This is a genomic window from Christiangramia marina, from assembly GCF_048285865.1.
In the GTDB taxonomy this organism is placed as follows: domain Bacteria; phylum Bacteroidota; class Bacteroidia; order Flavobacteriales; family Flavobacteriaceae; genus Christiangramia; species Christiangramia marina.
Window position 1 is genome coordinate 783,383 of sequence record NZ_JBLVTK010000001.1, and the last position, 26,205, is coordinate 809,587.

A 26,205-nucleotide genomic window follows, 5' to 3' on the forward strand; every position below is an offset into this window, starting at 1 on the left:
CCCACTTGTAATCAACACTATAAGCTTCTGATGAGAAAAAACTACAATTTTTAAAAGTGATTCTGTCTAGATATTTAAAGAGGATGCATTGAGAAAAATTCCAATTTTTCAGTTCAAGGTTGTTTAAAGGTATACCGGATAGATTACAACCTCTTAGATCCTTTTCTAATGTAGAAAACTCTTTATTATTGATGAGGATTTCAATAACTGTATTAATCAATATCCAATTTATTTTGGATGAGCTTCGGTCTTTCCCTGCTTCGGACCTTATGAAACTACTAAATATATTACAGACTAGTTTAGAGAACTTATCAGGATGATCCGTAGCCAATCTATTCAATTCTGCAATACCTCCAAGAATAACTGGCTCTTTGGAACTACCTAGATGTTGTACTGCATTTTTAAATTGATCATGTAATAATGTTTCCCTTGAAAGTTTGATGTTTTCAGTTTGATTGGCTATTTGTCTATCTTGCTTTTCTACACTTTCTTGAAATGCCCTAGTTCTTTCCTGCGAAATATATAAACCATATACAATAAATATAAAACCATATACATTTATTAGAAGTTTCAAAAACTCACCTCTCCTATCTAAATTTTCCGGATATATTTGAAATGATATAAAATCGAACCAGATAAATATTGGTATTAACGAAAAGAAAATAAAAACGAGGATTAATATTAGTGCTAATGGTTTTTTTTTCAAGATTTGAATTATTTTAAATTGACGCTATGTTTCTGCTATACACTGCTATGATCGATCAGTGTTATAAAAAACTTAACTCCATATCGAAAAGTGAATTAAATTTATATATTTGCAGTGTTCATTCTACCATATTAGGAGAAATGAATTACGAAGTCCGGTACGCCCAGAAGTGTACCGGACTTTGCGGTTTAATAAATTACCGACAACTTTCTTTTCATAGATTTTTGTATAGATTTTGGACCTCCCAATTTTTTATCAAGATAATAGGCCGTAATAAAGTAATAATCCAAACCACTTCTTTGAGGTTCTAGAATTATTACATACTGTTTATCAACATTATATATGAATGTTCTGATCACATCTTTACCATCCTTTCTAACTTTAGAACTAAAAACTTCTATTTTTACGTTTTTTAATTTTAAGTCGATATGCGGCAAAATCCAGTGTAATCTTTTAGAACGTTCAAAATCAAAAATATTTCTTCGTTTAAGCTTTCTACCGTTTAGATCTTTATATTCTTCAGATCTGAAAGTGAGATGTTTGAAAAGTGAATCAACATCGAATACATCTTCCTTTTTCAACGGTCGGATAATTTTATTGTGAAAACTGAAATCTTCGTTATCAGCAATATCTCTGTCAAAAATTTGCCGTAGTATTCTTGACCTTTCCTGTTCGGTAAAATGTCCAATCTCAAGAAAGGAGTCGTATTTTTTAACAAGGTTAAATGCCATTACTGAGCTCGATAAAAAATAGGTTAAACTTGTCTTCAAATGGGCTAGTATTTTTCACTAAAGATTTCCCACACATCTTTTCAATCTTCTCTATAATGTTATTCTTAGCTGTCACTCTATTTAGTCCACGAAGTTTATAATTAATCGCACCCATTAAAACATCTGTCATTTGCATCAGTTCACTTTCATAAGACCTTATCACTTGCAAATTTCTAATGTTATAATAGTCGCGTTCCAGGTAGTTTTTGAGACTTCTGGCTTTTAAATATGAGTAAGAATCCTTGATATCAACATATATGTTGTATTTATTACCAGGTTCAATTTTCTTATTCAATAACTGGTAATACATTTTATCATAAAATAAGTTGTGATCTTGATTAAATGCTTCGTGATTTAACTGAGATTTATCAATAACTATAGCTCTGAATTTCAAGTCGTTACTAAAAAAATAATCGATAATTTCATTGTAAAAAGGATATTGAGATTTGGAAATAGAACTCCACTTCATCTCGCCGCGGTAAAAGTGTTCAATCTTCATTTCTCGAATATTCTTATTATGCATTCTCAACATGTGATATGGTGTACTTATATAGGATAAAATCATGTAGGGATGTCCATCATTTTCTATATGAGTACTTTCATCACAATAAAAATTATAAGTTCCCATCAACATCTATTTTATTAGTCATATTAATTTGAATAAAAGTAAAAACTTAGCTTATATCGGTTATAGCTAAAAAACTTCACAAGAATTTACAAGTATAGAATATATTTGAAAAGTAGAAAACACTTATCTAAATAGATATAGTAAAGTCTTATCCAGCTGATTCCTGAAGAAATCTAATGAATTACGTGTAAAATACGTGTAAATATTTAGCTCTATTATCGTTAGCTACTATAAATACTACAATTAAATTTTATAAATGTAGCCTCACCAGGAATCGAACCTGGATCTAAAGTTTAGGAAACTTCTATTCTATCCATTGAACTATGAGGCCGTTCAACGAATTTATAAAATCGGTATTGACTTCGCTACTACATAATTCTAAAATTTACAGTCTTATTCTATATCTTTAGACTTTAAGTTTTTTAAGTATGAAAAAATTAGTTTTAGCCGTTTTCTGTTTATCGATATTCAGCTTTCAAGCACAGAATATTGGACACGAAAAAAGTGCTTTTGCGCATACATTTTCAATTGTTGCCAGAGATACTGTCACCGGTGAAATGGCTGTAGGCGTTCAAAGTCACTGGTTTTCGGTGGGTTCTATAGTTTCCTGGGGAAAATCTGGCGTGGGTGTGGTTGCCACTCAATCCTTTGTAAATCCGGCATACGGTCCTCAGGGTCTTGAATTAATGGAAAATGGAATGCCAGCAGATATCGCGCTTGCCAAGATGGTAGATGAAGATGAAGGTCGTGCTTTCCGTCAGGTTGCATTTCTGGATGTAAACGGTAACGTTTCTGCCTATACCGGCGATAAATGCGTTCAGGCTGCAGAAGATATTCAGGGCAGTAATTTTTCTGTACAGGCAAATATGATGTTAAACGAGAATGTAGTTCCTGCCATGGCAAATGCCTATGCTGCGAATTCAGATCTACCTTTGGCTGAAAGAGTGGTCGCTGTGATGCTGGCCGCGCAGGAAGCCGGTGGTGATATACGAGGAAAACAATCTGCTGCTCTTATTGTCGTAGGTCCTGAAAAAACCGACAAAAGCTGGGAAGATAAAAAAGTGGATCTTAGAGTGGATGATCACGAAACTCCGATCATGGAACTTGGAAGATTACTGAAGGTTCATCGTGCCTATGAGCATATGAACAAAGGAGATCTTGCTGTGGAAGCCAACGATATGGAAAAAGCACTTCAGGAATATGGTACTGCAGAAAAAATGTTTCCTGAAAACCTGGAAATGAAATACTGGAAAGCTGTAGCTCTTGCTAATAGTGGGAGAATGGAAGAAGCAAGACCAATTTTCAAGAAAGTTTTCGCTGCAGATGAAAACTGGAAAGAAATGACCAAAAGATTGCCCGCATCAGGACTTCTGAATATTTCAGAAGAAGAATTAGATACACTTACTAAATAAGATAGCCATATGATAAAATTGATGAAAATTAGTTTTTTAAGCCTTCTGTTCATAGCCTTCATCGCTTGTGAAGAGACTAAGAAAGAAGAAGAGAAAACTTCTGAAGAAAAAGAAACCGTAAGCGCTGCGAATTCGATGAAAACAAAAATGGAAGCAGGCAGTGAGCTTAAATATAATCCTGCACATGGCGTAGAAGGTCATCGTTGTGAACTACCGGTAGGAGCTCCTCTTACAAGTGAGGGAAACACTCCGGCCCAACCTATGACCACTAGCCCTGTAAGAATGCAAAGCGCCACTCCAACGATTAATCCTCCACACGGGCAACCTGGACATGACTGTTCAGTAGCTGTGGGTGCTGAGCTCAATTAGTTCTAAAATCCGAAATTTTTACACATCCATTTCGACAGAAGTTCTATGATGGACAAGCATCGTAATTTCTATACCGAAGTCCCGATTAGTGATCTGGCTATTCATGAACTTTTTCGAGACAGAAGCAATTTCCAGGAGGTTCCACCAACATGGCATGTCCTGGTTGCAGATATTCGGGATTCTACCCAAGCAGTCAACGAAGGCAGGCATGAAGAAGTGAACCTGGTAGCTACCGGCTGTGTGATCGCTATACTAAATTTGTCCATTTCTGAAGGGATCACCGTTCCATTCTTTTTTGGAGGCGATGGAGCTACTTTTTTAATACCTGATAGTATAACTACCAAAGCTTTATCTGTTCTTGAAAAACACAACAGGAACGTTCAGAAGAATTTTGAATTTGAACTATCATTGGGAACTTATCCTGTTAAAGATCTTTACCGGGATGGGATCGAATTAAAGATAGCCCGAGTAAGTACTACAGAATCTCTGGTGATCCCGATAATCATGGGTCAGGGATTACTAATTGCTGAAAAGCTTATCAAAGAAAGACCTGAATCCCTGCAAATCGAAGAAGATCAAATTTCTCTGAATCTATCCGGGATGGATTGTAAATGGGACAAGATCAAACCACCATTGGAAAACCAGGAAGTTTTAAGCCTTCTTATAGCTGGATGCGGTGATGCTAACTACCCGGAAGTTTATTCAGATATTCTCGAAAAGCTCAACGAGATCTACGGTTCCACGCAACGCAGAAGACCAATCTCTACAGACAAGCTTAAAATGTCCACCAGTTTTGACCGTATTAGCAATGATGTAAAGGTTAAGTGGGGTGACAGTAATATTCCGGAGTTTCTAAAAGGAGTTTTGATTAGTCTGTTCGGAGAGTTTTATCTTAGAAATACCAATCTTGGAAAAACATACCTAAAACGTATGGTGGAATTATCTGATAATCTAAGCCTTGATGGCAGAATTAATACGGTAATCACCGGAAGCGCAGACCAAAGAAAAAAACTTTTTAAATACCTTGATAGTGTTGAAGCACAAGGTCTCATTAAATATGGTTTTCATATTAGTGAAGAAAGTATCATGTCTTGCTATGTTCGAAACATAAAGACAGATGAACATATCCACTTTATAGATGGTGGAAATGGAGGATATACAAAAGCGGCCAATGTGCTCAAAAAGAAATTGGCAAATTGACCGCTTTAGTGATGTTTTCAATTCATTAATCTTCGTCCAGACCTCCTCTACGAGTTGCATCGCGTGGCTCTGGCCAAGTCATCTGCTCTCCGGTTCTTCTACTTTTTGGTAAGCTAATCTGTTCTCTGGATGTCTTTTCAGGATCTTCACTAGCCATGTAAGCAAGTACCGCTGTAAGGATCACATTATTTCTAACATCGTCGAAAACGATCTTATCGTAAGTATCCCTGTTGGTATGCCAGGTGTAATTCCAGTAATCCCAGCTCAATGAACTTAGGTTGAATGCTGGTGCTCCAGCCGCTACAAAAGATGCATAATCAGATCCTCCTCTTCCTGGAGATCCAGGGAAATTGGTTTCAATATGCGTAGTAACATTTTCTGGAACTTCGTACAACCAGCGTCCTATATAGTCATATGCATGCAGGAATCCGTTTCCAGAAATATTTACTACCCTTCCAGTTCCGTTATCCTGATTAAATAAAGCCTGTGTATTTTCAACGATTTCCGGATGATCCTTCACAAAAGCTCTGGATCCATTCAATCCCTGTTCTTCACTACCCCAGTGTCCTACCAGAATCGTTCTTTTAGGATTTGGATACAACTTTTTAAGAATTCTCATCGCTTCCATCATTACGATAGTTCCTGTTCCATTATCAGTTGCACCAGTTGCGCCATCCCAGCTATCGAAGTGTGCTGAAAGAATCACATATTCCTCAGGCTTTTCTGAACCTTTGATCTCTGCAATTGTATTGAAAGTAGGAACTTCTCCCAGCTCCTGAGATTCAGCTACTACCTTTAATTCAGGTTTATCACCATATTCTGCAAGTCTGTATAGCATCCCATAATCCTCCAGTGAAATATCGATGGTTGGAATTTCTTCGGTATACGAAGAAAAAACTTTGTTTACGCCAAATCCACGAGACCAATAAGATGAAATGATCCCGGCTGCTCCTGCTTTTTCCAGTGCCTGAGGTAATTCTCTTCTGGATAATCCGCTGGCTGAAGTACGTTCCCTCCAAACTTCACTTAAACTATCACGATCCTTTTTCATTTTTTCGAATGACTCTTCTGTAGCCCATTCTTCCCAGTTATCATCCGGTCTTCCTGTTGGCTGTGGCATCGAGATCATTACGAATTTCCCTTTAACCGACTTCAATTTATTTACAAAGTCCATAGAGTCTTTTGCTGCCGGAAGGATGATAACTTCAGCCTGCACTCCTTTTTTGCCGGTAGATGGACTCCAGGCCAGCTGTCGTGCTTCAAGGCTCTGAATCCTTGGAGAGATAAGGTCTACATGTGTGATACCGCGCTCCCAGCCTTTCCATTTTCCCCATTCTTCATTTCTGGCATCAATATTCCAACTCTTATATTTATTTACAGCCCAGTCGTTGGCCTGTTTCATTTGAGGCGTCCCAACAAGTCTTGGACCTACAACGTCCAGTAATTCATGCGCAAGATTTTCAAGTTCTGAATTGCCTTCTGCTTCTTTTACGATCTTCTCCACCATTTCCTGAGTGCTTTGCGCAAAAGCAGCCGAAAAGGAGATGAAAAATAAAAAGGCTAAGGATAATTTTTTTGTCATAATGTAAAGATTGGTTGATGTATTTTACAATATCGTTCTTTTTAGAACAATTGCTCTGAAATTAGACCGCAGTGGTACGAAAACGTTTAATGCGGAGTTAAAATTTGGCTATATTGGCGTTCCAAAATCGTAAATTTTCACCAATGCTTCAAAGATTCGCGTTTCTCGCCATCCTATGCCTCCCATTTTTACAGCTAAATGCTCAAACTTCAGAACTTAGTGTCCAGAAGATCATGCAGGATCCGCAATGGATAGGTAACTTTCCTGATAGAGTTCGCTGGGGAATTCATAGTGAAAATGTCTATTTTCAGTACAATCCTGAAGGGAATGCTGCAGACAGTCTTTATAAAATCACGATAGATGATCCTCAAAATATTATAAAGGTTTCTTCGGAAGAATCTAAAGCAATGATCCCAACCTACGGTAACTTCAGTAATGACCGAAAGAAAATGCTGTATACAGATGATGGAAAACTTATCATCTATGATATGAATGATCGATCCAAAAAGGAATTGATCAGTTTGCCCTTCAGAATAAGTGATCCTGAATTTTCAGCTTCAGAAAATGAAATACTTTTTAAAGCTGAAGACAACGCATTTATCTATAAGCTCGAAAACGGAACGCTTCAGCAACTTACCAATATCAAATCTGGATCAAAAAAAGCTTCCGCAGATAAAAAACTAAACGAAAAGGATCAATGGCTTCAGGACGAGAACCTTGATCTTTTACAGGTTGTTAGAGAGCGTAAAGAGAACAGGGAAGCATCGAAAAAGTACCGCGAATCTACCAGCGATCCTGAAGAATTCACTTTTTTCCTGGACAGCAAGAACATGAGTAATTTCGTGATCTCGCCCAATGCCAAATACGCTGCGTTCAGCCTAATCGATCGGGAAAGCGGAAAAAACACAGGCGTTCCTAATTATGTGGATGAAAGTGGATACACTGAAGATCTTTCGGCCAGAAGCAAGGTTGGAGATCTAAAATATTCCGCAGAACTGGCATTGTATCAAATTGAAAAGGATACGGTACTAAAGTTTGATTTCACCAGTCTACCAGGAATTTCAAAACTACCTGATTATACTGCAGACTATCCTGAAAAAGAATGGAAAGAAGAGCCGCGACCGGTAATTCCATCTTCCATGAAATTTAGTCCTGAAGGAGACAAAGCGGTAGTAAATATACGTTCTACAGATAATAAGGACCGCTGGATCGTGGCTGTGGATCTTGAAACCGGAACTTTTGAAACGCTTGACCATCAACGGGATGAAGCATGGCTCGCAGGACCGGGAATTGGTTATACTTACTACGGATATGAAACTATGGGATGGTTGCCAGATAATAAGCATATTTATTTTCAGACTGAAGAATCAGGCTATTCTCATTTAGTGATCCTGAATACGAAAACAGGAAAAAAGAAAGATCTTACTCCCGGGAAATATGAAGTTTTTGATCCTATGATCTCAAATGATGGAAAGTACTGGTATTTCACTTCTTCGAAAGTTCATGCCGGGGAAAGACATTTTTATAAGATGCCTTTAATGGGCGGTAACGTGGAGCAACTTACTTCCATGACCGGGAATAACGATGTACGGTTATCTCCAGATGAATCGCAAATGGCGATCACCTATTCCTATATGAACAAACCGGAAGAACTATTTTTAAAAGAAACCTCAACAACTGCTGAAACGATCCAGGTAACCGATGGCAGATCTGAAGCCTTCAAGGCTTATGACTGGCGTGAACCTCAACTTATTAAATTTACAGCGCAGGATGGTGCGAAAGTTCCAGCCAGACTATACCTTCCTGAGGAGGATGTGAAAAATGATGCTGCAATCGTATTTGTTCATGGTGCAGGTTATTTGCAAAATGCTCACAAATGGTGGTCCAGTTATTTTCGCGAATATATGTTCCATAACCTTTTAACTGATCTTGGTTACACCGTGATCGATATCGATTATCGTGGTAGTGCCGGTTATGGAAGGGATTGGAGAACTGGTATTTACAGGCATATGGGCGGAAAAGACCTAAGTGACCAGGTTGATGGCGTAAAATATCTTATAGATGAGCATGATATCAATCCTGAAAAAGTGGGTATTTATGGTGGTAGTTACGGTGGATTTATCACCTTAATGGCTTTATTTACTGAAGCTGATACTTTCCAGGCAGGTGCTGCTTTAAGGTCTGTAACAGACTGGGCGCACTACAATCATGGTTACACCAGCAATATTCTTAACGAACCTTCCCAGGATCCAATCTCCTACAAGCGCTCTTCACCTATTTATTTTGCTGAAGGCCTTGAAGGTGATTTGTTGATCGCTCATGGAATGGTAGATGTAAACGTGCATTTTCAGGATGTGGTTAGATTAAGTCAGCGTTTGATCGAATTAGGAAAAGAGAACTGGGAGCTTGCCGTTTATCCAGTGGAAGATCACGGATTCGTGGAGCCTAGTAGCTGGACAGATGAATACCGAAGAATACTTGAACTATTTAATGAAAACCTATTGGAAGAATGATAGATATCAAATTTGTAAGAGAACAATTTCCTGCGCTTGAACGGGATTTCGTTTTTATGGATAATGCTGGAGGATCACAGGTTTTAAAGCAGGTCACCAACAAGATCACAGAATATTTGCTTCATTCCAATGTACAGCTAGGTGCTTCTTACGCTGTTTCTCAGGAAGCCGGAGACAGATTAAAGGCTTCTACCCAAGTTGTTTCAGAACTTATCAATGCTTCCAGACCTGAGGAGATCGTGATAGGTTCCAGTACGAGCATGCTTATGCGAATTCTTAGCCTGAGCATTAGTAAGAACTGGGTAAAGGGAGATGAGATCATTGTGACCAATACAGACCATGAGGCGAATGTTTCTCCATGGACAGATCTTGAAAAGTCTGGTTTCATAGTTAAGATATGGCAGGTAAATCCAGAATCTCTGGAACTTGATATAAAAGATCTTGAAGATTTATTGACAGAAAACACGAGACTTGTTGCCGTTACTCACGCCTCCAACGTGCTGGGAACGATCAACCCTGTTAAACAATTTGCTCAAATGGTACATAAAGCAGGTGCGCTAATCTGTGTAGACGGCGTTGCTTATGCTCCGCATAGAAAAGTGGACGTGCAGGAGCTGGATGCCGACTTCTATACATTTAGCTGGTATAAAACATATGGACCACACCTGGCCATGATGTATGGTAAGTATGACTTACTGAAAGAGCTGGAAAGTATCAACCATTATTTTATCGATAAGGATGCTGTTCCCTATAAACTGCAACCCGGGAATTTCAATTTCGAGCTTACCTATGCGGTTTCCGGAATTACCGATTACTTTGCTGAATTGCACGATCATCATTTCGACGGAAAAGATCTTCAGTTTAAGGAAAAATTGAATAAAACCTACGAGCTTATTTCTACCCATGAAGAAAAGCTGGCCACAAGACTTCTGGATTATTTAAATTCAGTTTCAGAAATAAAGATCATTGGACAACCCAGTGCTGCTGCTGAAAAAAGAGTGCCTACCATTTCATTTGTGCACAAAAACTTCCGAAGTAATGAAATTGTAGAAGCAGTAGATCCTCATCATATTGGAATCAGGTTTGGTGATTTCTATGCTAAAAAATTAATTCAGGACCTTCAGCTGGAAGATAATATTGGCGTGGTAAGAGTGAGCCTGGTACACTACAATACCCTGGAAGAAGTTGATAAACTGATAGAAGTTTTTAAAACGATCTTTAAGTCTTAACGATAATTACCAAAAACACGATTAAAAGGTATTTTGAATCCAAGTAAAATGGAATTTCTTCGTACCTGATCCTTTACTACTTCCAGTACCTCTGCCTGTGCGGAGATTTCAAAAGTAAATTGATTACGAACCCGGTAGGAGACAGATAATTTTGCCGGGATTGTGATCACACGAATGTCTTCCTCCAAAACGTTCCCATAATCTGGAGCATTTTGAATAAACGAAGCTCCAATTCCCGCCCCGAAAATTACATTTTCGATCTGGTTAAAGGGGTCGAAATTAACATAGGGCATAAAAGTCAACGAATTGTAATGTTCATTATCAATAAGATCTGAAGCTGAAGTTCGCTGCCAGTAGAGTTCGGCTCCAAAGCCTGCTTTAGGCAACAGGTAGTAGATCGCGTAGATTCCCACCGCGTAGTTAGGCTCAAAACCTGAATTGGTAAAGCTGTCGCTCTCACCGCTATCAAAAACATTCTGAGAAAGATATAAGGAGGTATGCGCATAACTAATACTTGGACCCACCTCAAAATCCCGGTATCTCTGGCTGAATGACTCAACCGTGATAAATAGCAGAACTATTACTAAAAGTTTTTTCACTTATGAAAATTTAATGACCGGGAACTTATCTAAAGAAATCCCGGTCATTTGAAATTATAGCTTTTTAAGATCCTTTACTTCAGATTTTTCGGCTTCTATGATGCTAATCGCGAAACCACCACCCGGAGCAGATTGCTGTGACAACCTGGATTTGCTATTCACCCGGTACTTTTTGATCTCATAGGCTTGAGGATTTGTTTTGTAATGAGCATCTGCAGCATCTGCATAGATCGTTGCAATGTACATTTTACCTTTATCCAGGAAGTCAAATTCAATTTTTGAAGTCCGCGTTTTCTCGCCATTCACATTTCCAACGAACCAGTTATTGGTTCCCTTTGCTTTTCTCGCAACAGTAATGTAATCGCCAGGCTCCGCTTCCAGGTATTCACTTTCATCCCAATCCAATGCTACATCTTTAATGAACTGAAAAGCATCTGGGAATCTCATATAATTTTCCGGAAGATCTGCCGCCATTTGCAATGGACTGTACATCGTTACATACATAGCCAGTTGATTAGCCAGCGTACTATTTACATGGGAATTGTTGTCAGGATTCAGCTTAGAAATATCCATCTCAAAGATTCCGGGAGTATAATCCATAGGTCCGCCAATGAGTCTTGTAAAAGGTAATACAGTCACATGATTTGGTTTGGAACCTCCAAATGCCTGGAATTCGGTACCACGAGCAGATTCATTACCAATAAGGTTTGGATAGGTTCTCCTTAATCCTGTGGGTCTTACCGCTTCATGAGCATTTACCATGATCTTATAATCTGCAGCCTTGGTTACAGCATATAAAAAATGGTTGATCGCCCACTGCCCGTAGTGATGTTCACCACGCGGAATGATATCTCCAACATAACCGCTTTTTACGGCTGGGTAATCATACTTATTCATGAACTGGTAGGCTGTATCCATATGACGTTCATAATTCCTGATCGCCCCGGAAGTCTCATGGTGCATCATCATTTTCACACCTTTACTTTGAGCATGCTTATGAATGGCTTCCACATCAAAATCTGGATACGGAGTTACAAAGTCAAATACGTAATCTTTTGATTTGCCGAACCAGTCTTCCCAACCTTCGTTCCAGCCTTCCACAAGAACGGCGTCAAAACCATGCTCTGCGGCGAAGTCTATATACTCTTTTACATGCTCTGTGTTGGCAGCATGCTTACCATTTGGAGTAGTTTTGGAATAATCGGTTTTGCCAAGTTGCACAGATGGCAATTCATCTGTGTACGCCCAGGAGCTTTTACCTGTGATCATTTCCCACCATACTCCAATATATTTTACCGGTTTGATCCAGCTGGTATCTTGCAGTTTATTTGGTTCATTAAGGTTCAGGTTCATATTGGAAGCCAGGATCTCTGTGGCATCGTCACTTACCATGATCGTTCTCCATGGAGATACTGCCGGCGTCTGTATGTATCCTTTATTACCAACTGCATCTGGAGTTAACCAGGATTCAAAAACCAGGTTCTCTTCATCAAGATTAAGATTCATTAGCGAATAATCTACAAGAGCCGCTTCATGTAGGTTGATGTAGAGACCGTCACTGGATTTCATCATAAGAGAAGTCTGCACTCCTGTGTTTGAAAACTGTTCCTGAGAAGCGTTCCCGGTAACCGCCGTATCAAATTTTGAACTGATCTCTGAAAGTTTTGATTCAGTATAATCATACTCCTGTGAATCATAATCGCCGGGAAGCCAAAATGCGGTGTGATCTCCTGCCATTGCAAATTGAGAATGTTCTTCTTCAATAACAAAATAAGTTAGATTCTGTTGCTCCGGAAATTCATATCGAAACCCAAGACCTTCATCGAAAAGTCTGAAGTTAAGGATCAATTTACGATCTGTGTCTTTCTGAATTAGTTCAACCTGAAGTTGATTATAGTGGTTTCTTATATCTTTAGTTTCTCCCCAAACTGGCTTCCAGTTATTATCAAAGCTGGTCTCACTGCTATTCTCTACTTCAAAATTCTTAAGCAGATCTTCTGAATCTTTCAAGGCCAGGCCTAGCTTACTTTGTTTGATCACTGGCTTACCTTTATACGTTAATTCGTAAGTTGGTTCACCTGAATCGGTCAGGCTGAAATTCATCTCAAGTTCAGCATTTGGAGAACTTAGACTCTGTGCAGTTGTAAAGCCCGAAACTAGTAGAAGTAATAGTGAGAAAATTGAAGTTTTAATCATCGTGGTATATATAAAGAAACCTATTTAAGGGGTTTCAGAAATTAAAATTAATATTATTTATCCAATAGCCTGTCGAAGATCTTCGATTAAGTCTTCTTCATCTTCGATTCCCACGCTAAGTCTAATTAAGGAATCCACCACACCTGTTTTTTCTCTTTCTTCCTTCGGAATAGAGGCATGGGTCATACTGGCGGGGTGTCCTGCCAGAGATTCTACGCCACCAAGGGATTCTGCCAGCGTAAAGACTTTCAGTTTTTCGACGATCTTACGCGCGCTTTCCAGTGTGTTTTCCTTAGTATTAAAGGAAATCATTCCTCCAAATCCGCTCATTTGGCTTTTGGCGATCTCGTGATTTGGATGATCTTCAAAGCCTGGCCAGTACACGTCCTTGATTTTGGCGTTGGATCTTAGAAATTTTGCAATGGCTTGTGCATTCTCGCAGTGTCGCTGCATTCTTAGATGCAGGGTTTTTATACCCCGTAATACCAGGAAACTATCCTGTGGACCACAAATCGCACCACTGGCATTCTGAATAAAATAGAGTTTACTGGCTAGCTCTTTATCCTTCACAACCAGTCCACCCATTACCACATCGCTATGACCACCCAGGTATTTGGTGGCGCTGTGCATTACAATGTCGGCACCAAGTTCCAAGGGTCTCTGGAGGTAAGGAGTGGCAAAAGTATTATCAACAGCTAAAAGCAGTTCGTGCTTCTTCGCAACCTTTGAAACTGCCTCGATATCGATAATATTCATCATTGGATTGGTAGGAGTTTCTACCCAGATGAGCTTTGTTTTATCATTGATATGCTGCTCAATATCTCCTGCAACTTGCATTCTCACGAAATTGAATTTTATTCCAAGACCTTCAAAAATCTTTGTAAACAACCTGTAGGAACCCCCGTAAAGATCATTTGTGGAGATGATCTCATCACCTGGTTTAAACATTTTAAGCACTGCATCTATTGCAGCCAGCCCCGAACCAAATGCCAAACCATATTCACCGCTTTCAAGACTGGCGAGTGATTTTTCCAGTGCGGTTCTGGTTGGGTTCGCACTTCGGGAATATTCATAGCCCTTGTGTTCACCGGGTGAACTTTGAGAATAGGTCGTGGTTTGGTAGATAGGTGGCATGACAGATCCATAAGCTGGATCCACATTGTCCTGTCCTCCATGTATAGTCTTGGTATTGAACTTCAAATTGCAATATTTTTAATTACGAAAAGTGCTGGTGTTCGTTCTTGGACATTAGCCTTTCAATGCCTGAAAATCGTAGTAAACAAATGTAATCAGCTCGTTGAGCATTCACAAAATTCAATTTACCTTTATCCTTTAATTTAACACCCAATAGCCTTGAAAAAAGCAATTCTTTCAGCTTTAATGATTCTGATTCTATTCTCCTGTGCAGATGAGGAGAAAAATGACGAAATAGAAATCCTGGAATTTAAGCAGGAAACCGTTGAGAACAGTTATAACAATTGTGATCCTGAGAATGGAGATTGCACTTTTATTAGTCTCAGCTACCCGGTCGCAAAAAATGATGGAAAGATCTCGAAAAAGATCAATTTAGAAGTGGAAAGCTTCCTTCAGAATACTGTGGATTTTACAGAGTCGGATAGTATACAATCCCCCCGGAAACTGGTAGATCAATTTTTGCAGAATTATGAAAGAACTGCAGCCGACTTTCCCGATTACGACCTTCCTTGGGAAGCCACGATGCTTGGAAAAGTAATTCAGCAGAACGAAGAGCTGGTTTCCATGGAATTTACTACAGATATGTTTACCGGTGGCGCACATGGCTATAATAGTGTGAGTTACCTCAATTTTGATGCTGAAACGGGCAAGCTATTAGTCGTAGAAGACCTCTTTTCTTCGGAATTTATCAAAAAAGCAGAGCAGGATTTCCGCGTTAAACAGAACATTCCTGAAGGTGCGAGCATTAATAATACCGGTTTCTTCTTTGAAAATGAAAAGTTCCACCTTCCGGCTAATATCGGTGTCTATCCTGGGAAGATCGTATTGCATTATAATGCTTATGAGATTGCTCCTTATTCCGCAGGAAGTTTCAGAATGACTTATTCCAGAGCAGAAATTTCAGAATATCTAAAGAACAAAGAAACTATAGAAGAGTAATATACCAGAAATTTGAAATAGCTTCGGTTTAAATTAATCGTGACTCGCATTTTTTAAATTAGCAGACTTCCATAAATAATAGGAAATCACTGCAGGCCAGATCACCAGCAGACTACAAATAAATCGCTCGTAAGCTCCATTGATATCATCGGGCATCAATGGCAGGATTGGCGCCAGAAGGAGCCATAATCCTCCAACCCATATCGTGAACTTTTTCAGCATAGGTTTTAAGGATTTTAAATAGGGATAGACCAGAATATGAAGGATCAAAAATAATCCTGCGAGTATGTAGACCAGTTTCCGATGGATCTTTTCACCAGGACGTCCCGCATATTGATGATGTTCTGCGATCATCATCAGATCTGTGCCAATAAGAACCAGAACCGCCAGACCAATCAACCACCTTGCATTATTCTTCTTCCAGGTGAAAAGTCCGATTGCAAGTGCAACATAGCCCATCGCAAGAAAGTCAAGACCCAGATCCTGTATCCAGCCATATTTACCAATGGCCAGCATACTTATGGTGTTCTTAATAGGATTGTGCTCTTCGTGAAGAATGATGCCCATAATATCTGCTGCTATTACCGAGAAGCAACCAAAAAGGCATAGTACTGCTGTGAGTTTAAAGATCGTAGATGTCTTCAAATTTTGTGAATTTTGACCCAATTAAATGACATTAAGGAATTCAAATTAAGATTTTTTGATGATTTTAATAGGTGAATAAACGGAATCTCAATCACCTTTCTGTTTTTTCTGAAGATTAAGGATGGCGTAGAATATATGTTTTCCCAACAAAATATTCGTTCTTTGCATTTTCCGAAAACTCTCAGCTATGAAAAAAGTCTATCATCTTTCCACCTGTGACACCTGTAAACGAATCTTGAAGGAGCTGGATCTTCCAGATGATTTTGAACTTCAGGACATCAAGACCGAAGCTATTTCTAAGGAACAATTGGAAGAAATGCATCTATTAGCTGGTTCTTATGAGAGTCTTTTCAGTAAAAGGGCGAGGTTGTATAAAGAGCGTGATCTAAAAAATAAGTCTTTAGAGGAATCTGATTATAAGGAACTTATTCTGGAGCATTATACATTCCTGAAGCGACCGGTGGTCATTAACGGAGACAATATTTTTATTGGTAATTCTAAAAAGACCGTGGAAGCTGCAAAAAGTTCTGTACATGGATAATACCAGATTATTAGCCATTCTGGCAGCCATTGGAGCGAGCACCATTTACGGGATCAATCATACGCTTGCCAAAGGTTTAATGCCTTTGTATATCGAGCCTTTCGGTTTTATATTACTTCGAGTGACTGGTGCAGCGATCCTATTCTGGTCGATAAGCATTTTTGCACCAAAGGAAAAGATCGCAACTTCTGACTGGCCGCGTATTATTGGCTGTGCTATTTTTGGGATGGTTATTAATATGCTGTTCTTTTTTAAAGGGCTTAGTCTTTCAACACCTATCAACAGTTCGGTCATTATTACATTATCGCCAGTAATGGTTTTGATCCTTGCTTCCGTCCTGATAAAAGAACGTATCACCTTATTAAAAACTATTGGGATCATTGTAGGAATGGCAGGTGCGCTGGTGTTGGTACTTTTTAGCTCTGATCAAAACCAGAACGCCCCGAACATCCCGTTAGGAAATGTTCTTTTTATCGTCAATGCCTTCTCTTATGGTCTATACCTTATACTCGTAAAACCACTGACTAGAAAATATCATGCGATCACTTTGATGAAGTGGCTATTCTTAATCGCCGTATTCATCAATCTTCCTATTACTTATTCTGAATTTGTTGCTGTGGACTGGAACAATTTACCAATGGATGCGATCTGGAAAATGGGATTTGTCGTTCTTGGAACAACTTTTATGACCTATTTACTGAATATTTATGCCCTGAAGCAGCTTTCAGCATCAACAATAAGTGCATTTATATACCTGCAACCACTTATCGCGATCACCTTCGCCATCATGGTTGGGGCAGATTCCCTGAACTGGACTAAGGGAATTGCGGCTACACTGGTATTCGTTGGCGTGTATATGGTAAGTATGAAAAAGACAAAAGTAAAGGCCTGATATTATAGAATAAATCTACAATACAGACCTTTCTATAAAACTTAAGCTGCTTATAGTTTAGCCAGCTCTTCGCTGCTTAAATTATCTGGTCGTTTCCCGTATTTACGGGTATCTTCCTTGGTTAGGGTTCTGAACTCTTTAGTTTTTGGCGTACTGTCCAACTGCTTGAAAAGTTCTTCCGGCAGGGTGGTAAGTTTACGTTCTTCAAGGTCTATCCACGATCCCATCATTTCACAAGTTGCACAATTCCTTCCCTTATGATCATAGATCTTATGAATAAATTCAAAGTACATCCCATCTTCAGAAAGTCCGTTTAACTCTAGACTTACTGTAACCGGTTCACCTGCAAATATCTCTTTGAAATAATATATATGCTCATAAAAGACGATAGGTCCCAGATTGTAATGAGCGAGTTGCTTCTGCCCAAAACCATTTTCCATCAAAAAGCCCATTCTTGTATGGCTCATAAAATTTATATAGGCAGAATTGGCCAGATGCCTGTTCGCATCAAGGTCGCTCCATCTTATCTCGAATTTCTTGGTATACATGATCTTACTTTTATTCAAAACTACCAATAAATAGTATGCATGCATAACAAATTTTACCTAAGTTTATATTAAAGTAGATACATGCCGCTTCTCTCAAGCAACTATCATCCTACAGGAATTTTCAAGAATGCAGATGCTTCAACCATTTACGCTGGCAAACTCCGGAAGGTAGAGCTAAGCTATACACGGGAACGTATCACTATTAGTGACGGAGATTTTATAGATCTGGATTGGAGCAAATGCAAAAAAGATTCAGAATTGCTGGTGATCCTGCTTCATGGTTTAGCAGGGAGTGCAGATAGACCTTATATGCACGGTATGGCACTTGCCTTCAATAATATGCAATGGGATGCCGTGGCCATGAACTTTAGAGGATGCAGCGAAGAAATGAACCGATATTTTCAAAGTTACCATGCTGGCGCCAGCGATGATCTGGCCGAAGTTATAACCCATGTATTGTCCCTGAAAAAATATAAGAAAATCGCTCTGGTTGGATTTAGCCTGGGTGGAAATCTACTCATGAAATACCTGGGTGAACAGCGTAGCAGGCCGAAGCAAATCATTGGTGCTGCGGGAGTTTCTGTTCCATGTGACCTGGCAGGATCACTGGGAGCGATCAATAGAATGCGAAATTTCATCTATAGTAAGAGATTCGAAATCAACTTGAAGCAGCACCTTAAAAAACGTGCAGAACTGTTTCCAGATCATCTTGATAAAAATAAGATAGCCTCCTGCAATTCTCTTCGGGATATTGATGAACTCTATACTTCCAGGGCTCATGGTTATAAAAATGCAGCTGACTACTACGCTCAGGCGAGCGCTCAGAATTTTCTTCAGGATATAGAAGTGCCCACTTTATTGATAAATGCTAAGAATGATACTTTTCTATCTCCAGGTTGTTATCCTGAAGAGGTTGCGAAAAATTCAAAAAATATACATCTTGAGATGCCTGCTTTTGGTGGCCATGTAGGCTTTGTGACCAGAAGTAATGCTTATTATCATGAAAAAAGAATTACCGAATTTATGAGTTCCCTTTTAGATTAGATGGCATCTACCAGGCATACAATTGTACATGCTATAGAATTGATTATCTTTGCGCAAGCTTTTAAAATTCAGGCATGATCCAATCGATGACAGGCTTTGGGAAGAGCGTTACACAAATTCCCACCAAGAAAATCACTGTTGAACTCAAATCTCTCAACAGTAAGAATTTTGACCTGAATGCCCGCATTCCGTCGCAATACCGTGAAAAGGAACTCGAACTTCGAAATATTATCTCCGATTCTCTTGGACGCGGTAAAGTAGATCTTTCCATTTATGTGGAATCTACCGCAGAACAAACTACTACAAATGTGAATACTGAGGTAGTAAAGATCTATATGGATCAACTTCGGAAGATTGTAGATACCAGCGAAATTGAGCTATTGAAAATGGCAGTAAAAATGCCCGATGCTCTTAAAACTGAACGTGAGGAGATCGATGAAGAGGAATTTATTGTGATCGAAACTGCAGTAAAAGATGCTTTAAAAGAGATCAATAACTTTAGAACAGATGAAGGTGAAGCCCTTGAAAAAGATCTTCAACTTCGTATCAACAATATAAAAAGCTTGCTTGAGGATGTGATCAGGATCGATCCGGATCGTGTGGAAGCTGTTAGAGAAAGACTTCGGAAAGGTATAGAAGAGATAAAGGAGCAAGCCGATGAAAATCGTTTTGAGCAGGAGATCGTATACTATATCGAAAAATTTGATATTACTGAAGAAAAGGTAAGACTGGATAACCATCTAGATTATTTTCAGAAGACACTGGATTCTTCAGATTCCAATGGACGTAAACTTGCCTTCATCTCCCAGGAAATAGGAAGAGAAATCAATACCATAGGTAGCAAATCCAATTATGCACCAATGCAACAAATGGTGGTCCAAATGAAGGATGAACTTGAAAAGATTAAGGAACAGATCTTAAACGTATTGTAATGGACGACGGTAAATTGATCGTATTTTCAGCTCCTTCAGGATCCGGTAAAACTACCATAGTTAGACATTTACTGAAACATGAGGAATTGAAGCTTGATTTTTCAATTTCGGCTACCTCTAGAGAAGCCAGAGGTGAAGAGAAACATGGACAGGACTATTATTTCCTTTCGCTGTCAGATTTTAAACAAAAGATCAAAAATGACGAGTTCCTGGAATGGGAAGAAGTTTATCGCGATAATTTCTACGGAACCTTGAAAAGCGAAGTGGAAAGAATTTGGGCGAAAGGAAAGCACGTTATTTTTGATATTGATGTGGTTGGCGGCTTGGATATCAAACATATCTATCCAGACAGAACGTTGGCAGTCTTCGTGAAACCACCGAGTATCGAAGAATTAAAGATCAGGTTAAAAAAACGTAAGACTGAAAGTGACGATAAAATAAATATGCGCGTAGCAAAAGCCTCTATTGAACTTGCCACCGCACCTCAATTTGATTTTATTATCGAGAACAATCACCTGGGAACTGCTTTAAAGGAAGCTTATAATCTGGTTTCCAATTATGTTGGCGCAGATAATATTAAAGAATGAACAGGAAAGTAGGTTTATTCTTTGGATCTTTTAACCCTATTCATATTGGTCATTTGATCATTGCCAATCATATGGTAGAGCATTCAGATCTTGATGAGGTTTGGCTGGTTGTGACTCCGCACAATCCGCACAAAAAGAAAAGCAGTTTACTTGATAATCATCACAGACTGGAAATGGTATATAGGGCTTGTGAACCTTTCGAAAACCTCAAACCCAGTAATATTGAATTTGGTCTGGAACAACCAAATTATACCGTAAACACGCTGGCACACTTACAGGAAAGATTTCCTACCAATGAGTTTTGCCTGATTATGGGTGAGGATAATTTAAAGAGTTTCCATCGCTGGAAGAATTATGAAGTTATTCTGGAGAATCATCAGTTGTATGTGTATCCCCGAATAGCCGAAGGTACGGTCATCGAAAGATTTCGAGATCATGCCAAAATAAGCAGAGTTGACGCTCCAATTATTGAAATTTCAGCAACCTTTATAAGAAGATCTATTTCCGAAGGAAAAAATGTGACACCTCTGTTGCCCGATGATGTCTGGAAATATATTGAAGAAATGAATTTTTACAAATAAGTAAAGACTGTTTAAAAATCCGTTTTTTGAATATCCTGGTTTGCTGATTGAACCTACTTTTTTCATGGTGGAACTACAAGCATAAGAACGTCGACTGCTCTCAATTTAATATTCTCAGGACTTTTAAACAGTCTTTGAAATCTATCTTTTACTATCCATTGGAGGTATTCTTAGAACCTGACCAGGATAGATCTTATCTGGATCATCCAGCATTGGTTTGTTTGCCTCGAAAATCAATGGATACTGGTTTGGATCTCCATAATGTTTTTTAGAGATTTTACTTAAAGTATCACCTCTTTCTACAGTATGGAAAACGGCTTCAGGCTCTTTGTTTTCAACATCCATTCTATCATCTACCTGCGCAATCCCTTCAGAATTACCTACAACCAGTACGATCTTTTCACGGGTTGCCTGATCTAAAGCAGTACCTGTGATCGTAGCCATATCGTGTTCAATATTGATATGAAGATTATCAGCTTTTAAGTTCAGGTCGCGAATAGTTTCTTCAAGATTCCTTGAAACTCTTTCATTTTCCTTCTTTTCTTTCAACTGATTATCTGTTGTACTTACTTCATTATCCTTTGGCTTATCAGCACCAAAGATCTTTTTTCCTGCATTCTTAATGAACGAAAATAATCCCATTATTATGATTTATAGTTAGTTATTTAAATGTACAAAAGCCTTCCAGATTCGCTCCTCTTGTACATCCTAAAGTTTTCTCAAAATTCAAGGCATAAAAAAAACCGCTCCTTCCGAAACGGTTTTTTTCAACTAAATAACCAACCAAAAAAACTAAGAATGTAAACTTTACAAAACTGAAAGTAAAGCACAATATTAGAACGACAACAGATTTATCAAATTGTACAGCTATTGAACTTTAATTGTTAATCTTTAAATGGTGGGATTATAGCATTCTCAATATTTATGCTGAAATGCCGAAGAATTCTTTTAATACCTCTAAAATTGACTATTTTTGAAGAAGAGAATGTAATTATATGGATAAAGCTCCGAGTTTTGGTGTCATTGGTGGAGGTAGCTGGGCAACAGCTATCGTGAAAATGTTATGTGAGAATCTTGATAATGTGAATTGGTATATGCGCAGTGTTTATGCTGTAGAACATATAAAGAAGCAGGATCATAATCCCAATTATTTAAGTTCAGTAGAATTTAATAATGATCAGCTTACGCTAAGCAACGATATCAATGAAGTTGTAGAAGCTTCAGAATTTATCATTTTCGCCATTCCTTCTGCATTTCTGAAAAGAGAACTGGATGCACTAACCATTCCCTTGCATGACAAAGTTGTTTTCTCTGCAATTAAAGGGATCGTTCCGGAAACTAGTCTAATTGTTGGAGAGCATTTCAACCAGTATTTTGATGTTCCCATGGAATGTATTGGAGTATTAACCGGACCTTGTCATGCCGAAGAAGTTGCATTAGAGAGACTTTCTTACCTAACAGTCGCCTGCCAGGATGAACAAAAGGCCCAGCTGGTTGCAGGCTATCTTGGAAGTGATTATATCACCTGCAAAACTACAGATGATGTTATTGGTACGGAATACGCAGCCGTATTAAAGAACATTTACGCAATCGCCGCAGGAATCGCTCACGGTCTGGGTTATGGTGATAATTTCCAGAGTGTACTTATGAGTAATGCCATCAGGGAAATGAAGAAGTTTATCAAGAAAGTTCATAAGATGAAGCGTAATATCAACGATAGCGCTTACCTGGGAGACCTATTGGTGACCGGTTATTCTGTATTTAGTCGTAACCGGATGTTCGGAAACATGATCGGGAAAGGATATACCGTTAAAAGCGCTCAGATGGAGATGAGCATGGTTGCTGAAGGATACTACGCTACTGAAAGTGCTTATAAGATCAACCTGGAAAAGGGAGCTAAAACGCCGATTATCAATGCGGTATATGCCATCCTCTATGAGGGAAAAAATCCGAAGAAAGTCTTTAATAAACTAGTGGACAAATTAGATTAAAGTATCAGTTTTTTCTTACTATCTATCTTATAAATCGCTGTTATACAAACTTTTCAGCGATTTATTTGCACTGTTATCATCTTATATAGTACTTTTACCCTACCAAATCATTTTAAACCAAAAATTATCATGAACAAAAAATTACTTTTTCTCGGCTTGGGACTTGGCCTATTCCTAACCGGGTGTGAGACTGATAGTGTTTCTGAAGATATCACAACAGAAACTTTATCAGCAGTAAAAGAATCAAAAACTTCTACAACAAAAATCCATGAGCCTGTGTTTCTGCAGGGAATCCACGAACCAGTATTCTTAAAGAATGGTTTTGAAGATTGCGATATTTTTCCTGTCTATGATGGTCCTAAAGACCTACATGTTGGAAAAGGTGAAGCTATGGACTTTAGCGAGCATACTCATTTAGAAAACCTGCGTGTAGCTGGTGAACTAAATATTTGTGGTGAGATTGAAACAGAAAAAAATACTGTTATTAGACGTAACGGTGAGATGACAACAGTTGGTCTTGCAATTATAGGATCTGAGGAAGAACCTAAGGACCTTATCATCAATTATGGTGGTCACTTCAATATCAACGGAGTCCTGATCGTAACTGGAGATTTGATCCTGAACTCTGGAGCTACCTTACAATTCCTGAATGATGACCTTGAAAACAACTGGTTATGGGTAATGGGAGATATTAGAACTGCCGATTATTCCTTTGTTTACGGTATGTACAACACCTACGAAGGTGAGGAAGATCATGACCACGACGGTCACGAACACTAGAAAATTCATTATTTCGTTATACTTAAAAAGCCGGCTAATTGCCGGCTTTTTTCGTTATCAGTATTTTCTTATCGGTAGTTTCTTACACTTTATCGAAAAAGCCTGTCATTCAACCAGTTTCATTTTGAACATAGAGATTAATTGCTATTTTTACCTGCCCAAATACTTTAACTAACCTATTTACCATGAATAAAAGATTATTCGGATTCAGCCTAAGTGCGATCCTATTATTTGCATCCTGCGAAAAGAACAGTATTTCAGACGAAACTTCTCAGGAATCTGATTTCAGTATTGCAGATGCTTCAGAACTTTCCTCTGCGATCAATTTTAACGAAACTGGCGTTATTGGTTTTGCCTCAATTAGCAACAATAGAAATTCTGATGCTTCTACCGTTTTTGGTATCGAGCAGATCGCTTCGCTTGAAGCTCCTGAAGTTGATGGAGTAAAACTAAGAGCTACACATGTAGATGTAAAAGGTGATTTCGCTTATGTTTCTTATAATAAAGAAGGCGCCACTTATCTTGGAGCTGTCGATGTAATCGACATTCAGGATAAATACAATCCTGCTTTAGTAAGCAGAATGACCACTTCGATTGCAGATATTAACTCATTATTTGTAGATAACAATAATGTGCTTGTACTAACCGGGGCTTCAGCAAAAGAGAATCGCGGAACAGGAAATCGCACGATGATGGCGTATTTTAATCTTGAAAACGGTAATTTACCTTCCACTCTCGTTCAGGAAGTAGATGACATTCGAGTAGAACTTAACTATAATCTTGATTTCGGGAATTCTGGAAATGCAGGTGTTCATGTGCTGCCTATAGATGGTGAAGCTATCGCAATTAGTGGAGATGCAGGTGCGATCACAAGATTTGAATATCCTGGAATGATTGCTGCTTTTGATGGAATCACCACTGAAGAAATTGGAGACCTTAGATATGCTGCTCTTAAAAATAACACGTTGGCTGTTCTAAGTGGTGTTGACGGACTTATGAACTTCAATGTAGCTGAAGGTTTTACTCTTAATTCTCAAATAAGTACTGCTGCATTATCTGCTGAATCAAAAAGAACGATTGCCTGGTATGGTGATAATATTCTTGTTTCTGAAGGTACAGAAGGTGCAGGGATCTATAGTTTTGAAAGTAATTCTAAAGTAGGCAGCCTGCCACTTAAAATGCATCCCGATGCTGCTACTATTTCTACTGAAGATGCTGTGACTAACGCTGTTTCTACTGATGGGAATTATGTATATATGGCTAACGGTGGTGCAGGACTTGATATCCTAAAGCTTGGTGAAGATCTAACTCCACTTGCTGAAGGTATTGCGGAAATTGAAGGTAGTGCAAACTTCGTACAGGCGAAAGGTGAATATATCTACGTTGCTTCTGGAAAAGGTTTGAAAATTCTTCGAATCATTTCATTGGAAGATGCACCAAATAATAGCCCGGAAGAATTTCTAAGTTGCTCAGATTACCCGGTCTTTGGCGGTAATAAGAATCTAACGATTACACCTTCTACCACTGAGTCTTACTCTGGTGTTATGAACGTGAAGAATCTTAATGTAAATGGAACGCTTAATTTCTGCGGGACACTTATGATCGAGAAAAGTGCTAATCTTAGTAGCGGCGGAGAAATGAATGTTTCTGGAGCTATGTATCTTGGTAATAATAGATCAGCTGAAAATCTTACGATCACATCTGGAAGTACACTTAGAGTAAACGGAATGGTTGAAATTCACGGAGATCTGAATATCCAGAGCAACGGAAAGCTGGAATTTGTTGGAGAGGGTTCAAAACTATATGTTGGAGGAACTGTAAAAGTTCATGATGGTGGTGCTCTTGAAGGAGAGTTTGAAGATCTTAATAACAGGTTTTAATAGAACCTTATCCTATACAGAATTAAAAAAGCCTCCAGATGGAGGCTTTTTTTGCATTAAAATCGAGTCTTCATTTTGCAAGAATTCCTTTTTCCGGTATCACCGGGATCTCCACCCGTGCATTTTCCCGAATGCTATTTGCCTTAAAAACGAAAGTCTTCTCGTACATTTTATTATTCTGGAAGAATGTCACCTTAAACTCATTGTTCAGCTTAAGCACATCTTCCTGGAGAAATTCGATCTTGGCGAAATTCTTTGCCGGCAGTACTTCAATTTTATGTCGCATGGTAGAAGTTTCCTTCTTCTTATCAAAACCTCTGGATACGATAAGCGCCATCTCCAGAGCTTCAGAAGAAGCATTGATCAAATAGGCATTCCATTCATAGGATTCAAATTGTTCATTTAATACATAGACCGCAGCGAGGTATACCTCTTCCACTTCCGGAA

The 26,205-nt window shown here is 38.7% G+C and carries 26 protein-coding genes and 1 tRNA gene; 15 read left to right on the plus strand and 12 right to left on the minus strand.

Features of this window, described 5'->3' with window-relative positions; all coding sequences use genetic code 11:
• From ACNKXS_RS03670 to ACNKXS_RS03685, 4 genes are all read right to left on the minus strand, one after another.
• On the minus strand, positions 1–706 hold a 706-nt coding region (locus ACNKXS_RS03670; protein ID WP_417919674.1), incomplete at its 3' end, for a hypothetical protein.
• 188 nt (positions 707–894) lie between these two features.
• Positions 895–1,437: a hypothetical protein gene (locus tag ACNKXS_RS03675; RefSeq protein ID WP_417919675.1), complete on the minus strand. Its 543-nt coding sequence runs from the start codon at positions 1,435–1,437 to the stop codon at positions 895–897.
• Complete coding sequence (locus tag ACNKXS_RS03680; protein WP_417919676.1) at positions 1,427–2,104, minus strand: DUF3800 domain-containing protein; 678 nt, start codon at positions 2,102–2,104, stop codon at positions 1,427–1,429. The genes ACNKXS_RS03675 and ACNKXS_RS03680 overlap by 11 nt, the downstream gene beginning before the upstream one ends.
• 259 nt (positions 2,105–2,363) lie before the next feature.
• Positions 2,364–2,435 (minus strand) — tRNA-Arg (locus ACNKXS_RS03685).
• A gap of 97 nt (positions 2,436–2,532) precedes the next feature.
• On the opposite strand from ACNKXS_RS03685, the gene ACNKXS_RS03690 reads away from it, so the two are divergent.
• The 3 genes from ACNKXS_RS03690 to ACNKXS_RS03700 are packed head-to-tail and all read left to right on the plus strand — an operon-like array spanning position 2,533 to position 5,085.
• A complete protein-coding gene (locus tag ACNKXS_RS03690) occupies positions 2,533–3,516 on the plus strand; it encodes a DUF1028 domain-containing protein (protein WP_417919677.1) in 984 nt (327 codons plus the stop codon).
• A gap of 21 nt (positions 3,517–3,537) precedes the next feature.
• Entirely contained in the window at positions 3,538–3,885 is a 348-nt protein-coding gene (locus tag ACNKXS_RS03695; RefSeq protein ID WP_417919678.1) for a hypothetical protein, read from the plus strand.
• Positions 3,886–3,930: 45 nt separating this feature from the next.
• Positions 3,931–5,085: a DUF3095 family protein gene (locus ACNKXS_RS03700; RefSeq protein ID WP_417919679.1), complete on the plus strand. Its 1,155-nt coding sequence runs from the start codon at positions 3,931–3,933 to the stop codon at positions 5,083–5,085.
• A 25-nt stretch (positions 5,086–5,110) separates the two neighbouring features.
• Here the strand turns inward: ACNKXS_RS03700 and ACNKXS_RS03705 are convergent, their stop codons facing one another.
• The gene (locus tag ACNKXS_RS03705) at positions 5,111–6,667 is read right to left on the minus strand and encodes a M20/M25/M40 family metallo-hydrolase (RefSeq protein ID WP_417919680.1); all 1,557 of its coding nucleotides are present in this window, start codon (positions 6,665–6,667) and stop codon (positions 5,111–5,113) included.
• A 143-nt stretch (positions 6,668–6,810) separates the two neighbouring features.
• On the opposite strand from ACNKXS_RS03705, the gene ACNKXS_RS03710 reads away from it, so the two are divergent.
• Positions 6,811–9,180 carry a S9 family peptidase gene (locus ACNKXS_RS03710; protein WP_417919681.1) on the plus strand — a complete coding sequence of 790 codons (2,370 nt, stop codon included), beginning with the start codon at positions 6,811–6,813 and terminating at the stop codon, positions 9,178–9,180.
• Positions 9,177–10,409 (plus strand): cysteine desulfurase-like protein, encoded by a 1,233-nt coding sequence (locus ACNKXS_RS03715; protein WP_417919682.1) that lies wholly within the window; start codon positions 9,177–9,179, stop codon positions 10,407–10,409. The genes ACNKXS_RS03710 and ACNKXS_RS03715 overlap by 4 nt, the downstream gene beginning before the upstream one ends.
• On the opposite strand, the gene ACNKXS_RS03720 is transcribed toward ACNKXS_RS03715, so the two are convergent.
• The 3 genes from ACNKXS_RS03720 to ACNKXS_RS03730 are packed head-to-tail and all read right to left on the minus strand — an operon-like array spanning position 10,406 to position 14,404.
• Positions 10,406–11,008, minus strand: a complete 603-nt coding sequence (locus ACNKXS_RS03720; protein ID WP_417919683.1) for a hypothetical protein — start codon at positions 11,006–11,008, stop codon at positions 10,406–10,408. The two genes, ACNKXS_RS03715 and ACNKXS_RS03720, sit on opposite strands and share 4 nt — an antisense overlap.
• 54 nt (positions 11,009–11,062) lie before the next feature.
• Positions 11,063–13,204 carry a glycoside hydrolase family 97 protein gene (locus tag ACNKXS_RS03725; RefSeq protein WP_417919684.1) on the minus strand — a complete coding sequence of 714 codons (2,142 nt, stop codon included), beginning with the start codon at positions 13,202–13,204 and terminating at the stop codon, positions 11,063–11,065.
• A gap of 57 nt (positions 13,205–13,261) precedes the next feature.
• Positions 13,262–14,404, minus strand: coding sequence for a cystathionine gamma-synthase (locus ACNKXS_RS03730; RefSeq protein ID WP_417919685.1), 1,143 nt, complete (start codon positions 14,402–14,404; stop codon positions 13,262–13,264).
• A 153-nt stretch (positions 14,405–14,557) separates the two neighbouring features.
• Here ACNKXS_RS03730 and ACNKXS_RS03735 point away from each other — a divergent pair, with 153 nt between their 5' ends.
• Positions 14,558–15,337, plus strand: a complete 780-nt coding sequence (locus ACNKXS_RS03735; RefSeq protein WP_417919686.1) for a DUF3298 and DUF4163 domain-containing protein — start codon at positions 14,558–14,560, stop codon at positions 15,335–15,337.
• A gap of 33 nt (positions 15,338–15,370) precedes the next feature.
• Here the strand turns inward: ACNKXS_RS03735 and ACNKXS_RS03740 are convergent, their stop codons facing one another.
• Complete coding sequence (locus ACNKXS_RS03740) at positions 15,371–15,982, minus strand: DUF998 domain-containing protein (protein WP_417919687.1); 612 nt, start codon at positions 15,980–15,982, stop codon at positions 15,371–15,373.
• Between the two features lie 187 nt (positions 15,983–16,169).
• Here ACNKXS_RS03740 and ACNKXS_RS03745 point away from each other — a divergent pair, with 187 nt between their 5' ends.
• Positions 16,170–16,523 carry an arsenate reductase family protein gene (locus tag ACNKXS_RS03745; protein WP_417919688.1) on the plus strand — a complete coding sequence of 118 codons (354 nt, stop codon included), beginning with the start codon at positions 16,170–16,172 and terminating at the stop codon, positions 16,521–16,523.
• Positions 16,516–17,415, plus strand: coding sequence for a DMT family transporter (locus tag ACNKXS_RS03750; protein ID WP_417919689.1), 900 nt, complete (start codon positions 16,516–16,518; stop codon positions 17,413–17,415). The genes ACNKXS_RS03745 and ACNKXS_RS03750 overlap by 8 nt, the downstream gene beginning before the upstream one ends.
• A gap of 50 nt (positions 17,416–17,465) precedes the next feature.
• Here ACNKXS_RS03750 and ACNKXS_RS03755 read toward each other — a convergent pair whose 3' ends face one another.
• A complete protein-coding gene (locus tag ACNKXS_RS03755; protein WP_141879137.1) occupies positions 17,466–17,963 on the minus strand; it encodes an acyl-CoA thioesterase in 498 nt (165 codons plus the stop codon).
• An 81-nt stretch (positions 17,964–18,044) separates the two neighbouring features.
• Between ACNKXS_RS03755 and ACNKXS_RS03760 the strand changes: the two genes are divergently transcribed.
• From ACNKXS_RS03760 to nadD, 4 genes are all read left to right on the plus strand, one after another.
• Positions 18,045–19,007 (plus strand): YheT family hydrolase, encoded by a 963-nt coding sequence (locus ACNKXS_RS03760; RefSeq protein ID WP_417919690.1) that lies wholly within the window; start codon positions 18,045–18,047, stop codon positions 19,005–19,007.
• 74 nt (positions 19,008–19,081) lie between these two features.
• Positions 19,082–19,939, plus strand: a complete 858-nt coding sequence (locus tag ACNKXS_RS03765) for a YicC/YloC family endoribonuclease (protein WP_298245851.1) — start codon at positions 19,082–19,084, stop codon at positions 19,937–19,939.
• Positions 19,939–20,526, plus strand: a complete 588-nt coding sequence (gmk, locus tag ACNKXS_RS03770) for a guanylate kinase (RefSeq protein ID WP_295181776.1) — start codon at positions 19,939–19,941, stop codon at positions 20,524–20,526. The genes ACNKXS_RS03765 and gmk overlap by 1 nt, the downstream gene beginning before the upstream one ends.
• Complete coding sequence (gene nadD, locus ACNKXS_RS03775; RefSeq protein WP_417919691.1) at positions 20,523–21,107, plus strand: nicotinate (nicotinamide) nucleotide adenylyltransferase; 585 nt, start codon at positions 20,523–20,525, stop codon at positions 21,105–21,107. The genes gmk and nadD overlap by 4 nt, the downstream gene beginning before the upstream one ends.
• A gap of 141 nt (positions 21,108–21,248) precedes the next feature.
• Here the strand turns inward: nadD and lysM are convergent, their stop codons facing one another.
• Positions 21,249–21,749: a peptidoglycan-binding protein LysM gene (gene lysM, locus ACNKXS_RS03780; RefSeq protein ID WP_417919692.1), complete on the minus strand. Its 501-nt coding sequence runs from the start codon at positions 21,747–21,749 to the stop codon at positions 21,249–21,251.
• A 353-nt stretch (positions 21,750–22,102) separates the two neighbouring features.
• On the opposite strand from lysM, the gene ACNKXS_RS03785 reads away from it, so the two are divergent.
• The 3 genes from ACNKXS_RS03785 (at position 22,103) to ACNKXS_RS03795 (ending at position 25,758) form a co-directional block, all read left to right on the plus strand.
• Positions 22,103–23,098, plus strand: coding sequence for an NAD(P)H-dependent glycerol-3-phosphate dehydrogenase (locus tag ACNKXS_RS03785; protein ID WP_417919693.1), 996 nt, complete (start codon positions 22,103–22,105; stop codon positions 23,096–23,098).
• A gap of 129 nt (positions 23,099–23,227) precedes the next feature.
• Complete coding sequence (locus tag ACNKXS_RS03790; protein ID WP_417919694.1) at positions 23,228–23,878, plus strand: hypothetical protein; 651 nt, start codon at positions 23,228–23,230, stop codon at positions 23,876–23,878.
• Between the two features lie 185 nt (positions 23,879–24,063).
• A complete protein-coding gene (locus ACNKXS_RS03795; RefSeq protein ID WP_417919695.1) occupies positions 24,064–25,758 on the plus strand; it encodes an LVIVD repeat-containing protein in 1,695 nt (564 codons plus the stop codon).
• 70 nt (positions 25,759–25,828) lie between these two features.
• On the opposite strand, the gene ACNKXS_RS03800 is transcribed toward ACNKXS_RS03795, so the two are convergent.
• Positions 25,829–26,205, minus strand: a 377-nt coding sequence (locus ACNKXS_RS03800; protein WP_417919696.1) for a hypothetical protein, incomplete at its 5' end; no start/stop codon positions are given.